We start from the raw sequence: 2,374 nt of genomic DNA, 5'->3' as shown, positions 1-2,374 counted from the left end.
GGGGCCCAAGCTTTGGGGGTTGCAGCTGGCCGGCGATAGCGGGGCTGTAGGGCGTTGGGGCATCGAGGGGCATACCGGCGGCCTGGTTGCCGCGGGTGTTGGCGGCCCTATCACCGGCCGCGGTGCCCATGTGGCCATCATCGACGATCCTTTCAAAAACTACGAAGAAGCGGCGTCGGAGACCATCCGAGAGAAGGTGCTGAACTGGTACCGCTCCACTCTGCGAACACGGCTTGCCCCAGGCGGTGCCATTATCTTGGTTATGACCAGGTGGCATGAGAAAGACTTAGCCGGCGAGTTGGAAAAGGCCATGAAGGATGGCGGGGAAAAGTGGGAAATTATTGACTTACCGGCGTATGCAAAGGAAGGCGATGTCCTTGGCCGGTCTCCGGGCGAAGCACTCTGGCCGGCGCGGTATCCTACAGAAGAGCTCGAGGCAACAAAGACAGCCCTTGGCAGCTATCTCTGGAGCGCTCTCTACCAGCAGAAGCCTTCCCCGGCGGCGGGTAACAAATTTAAACGCACCTGGTTCCGGTATTTTGAGATTAATGATGAACACGTTGTCTTACATACACCCGGGGAAGAACAGGAACGGAAGCGCGTTCCCCTCAACCGGTGCTGGTGTTTCCAGACCTGTGACCCGGCGGGCTCTACCAAGACCAGCGCGGACTATTTTGTCCTGGGGACCTGGCTGGTTACGCCGAACCGGGACCTGCTGCTGCGGGATATCATTCGAACGCGCCTTGAAGGTCCGGATCAGCCGAAGCTGTTTGAGCAGGGTTACCGGCGCTGGAATCCCAACCTGCAAGGTGTCGAAACCAAGAATATGGGCCTGACGCTTTACCAGGAACTGCGGCGCAAGGGGTTGCCGGTGCTTGATTTAAAGGCTGAGACGGACAAAGAAACAAGAGCGCTGCCGGTGATGGCCCGGATGGAGGCTGGCACGGTTTACTTTTTGCAGGGCGCGCCCTGGCTCGGCGACTACGAAGATGAGCTGCTGGTGTTCCCCAATGGTGAATACGATGACCAGGTGGATGTGACGAGCTATGCCGGGATCATTGTGGCAGGTAGGCGGCATGTAGGCCCCATCGACAAGCCCACCGGCTGGTAAGGAGTGATGACTTGCTTACAAACCTAAACTTTCTAAGCGAGGGTGCCCCTTGGCCACCGCCGGCAGAGCTGGAGCGAATTTCTTTATACAAGCAGAACCGCGATCTCTTTGAGGGGAAGCATGATAAAGTTTTTAAGGACTGGATCCGGTTACTCCGTGACGACCAAAAGGCTACCCTGGAAATCATTCTTAACTGGCCAAAGCGGTTGTCGACTCTATTTGCTGATCTGCTTCTGGGCGAGCCCCCGCAGGTTGAAGCGGGTGACGAGGGCAGTGCCGAGCAGGACGCGGTTACCCGGCTCATCGAGTTGAATAACCTTTTTAACGTCGCCTATGAAGTGGCTCTTGACGTGTCTCGTTTTGGTGTTGGTCTTTTCAAGATCCGCCATGATGAGCGGGCCATTGTCGAGGCTCAGACTCCGCTAGTGTGGTTCCCGGTGGTAGCGCCGGACAATGTCAAGGATGTCACAGCTCATGTTTTGGGTTGGGACTATGAGCAGGAGGAACAATCGATCTGGGGGACAAAATTGCAGCGCTACCTGAAGCTCGAGATCCACGAAAAAGGGCGCATTACCACTAGATTGCACAAGATGGCCGCCGGCAATATCACCGGGTTAATCGAAGAAAGCGTTGTCCAGACTGGCGTTGATGATTTTCTGGTGGTTCCGGTGTTTAACCTGAGCACGTCTGATCGGCTGGCGGGCCTTGATGACTATTCGGACCTTGACAGCATCGTGCAGGAGCTCGAGGTTCGCCTGGCGCAGATAAGCCGGATTTTAGACAAGCATGCCGATCCGAACATGTGCGGTCCAGACAGCGCCTTGGAACAGGATCCCCAAAGCGGCCAGTGGACCTTCCGCGGCGGCGGCAAATATTTTCCGGTTGGCCAGGGTGAGCAGCCGCCAATGTATGTTACCTGGGAAGGGCAGCTCGATGCGGCCTTTAAGGAAATCGAGGTGCTGATGGAACAGTTTTATGCTCTCTCCGAAACCTCCGCTGCAGCCTTCGGGCAGCTCAAGGCCGGCCTGGCCGAATCGGGCTCAGCACTGCGCCGGCTGATGATGGCGCCGCTGGCTAAAGTAAACCGGATCAGGCTGCGCTTCGATCCGGCGCTAAAGAAAACGCTGATGCTTGCCTCTGAACTGGAAGCTGCGCAGGGTGTGAAGGACGCAGTGAAGCTGGAAGAGATCCATATTACCTGGCAGGATGGTCTCCCTGATGACGACATGGAAGAAACGCAAATTGAAACTACTCGCTACACTG

The 2,374-nt window shown here is 56.6% G+C and carries 2 protein-coding genes; both read left to right on the top strand.

Annotated features, from left to right (window positions below):
- Positions 1-1,111 (top strand): phage terminase large subunit (gene terL / locus ACE4YL_RS00710; RefSeq protein WP_461369006.1); only part of this gene is annotated, 1,111 nt, incomplete at its 5' end.
- Between the two features lie 11 nt (positions 1,112-1,122).
- Positions 1,123-2,374: phage portal protein (locus ACE4YL_RS00705; RefSeq protein ID WP_461369005.1), on the top strand; the 1,252-nt coding region annotated here is incomplete at its 3' end.

It is taken from the genome of Candidatus Darwinibacter acetoxidans (genome assembly GCF_041936445.1).
Classification (GTDB): domain Bacteria; phylum Bacillota; class Limnochordia; order Darwinibacteriales; family Darwinibacteriaceae; genus DTU010.
The sequence above is the reverse complement of the archived record's forward strand: the minus strand, read 5'-3'. Positions and strand labels throughout refer to the sequence as shown.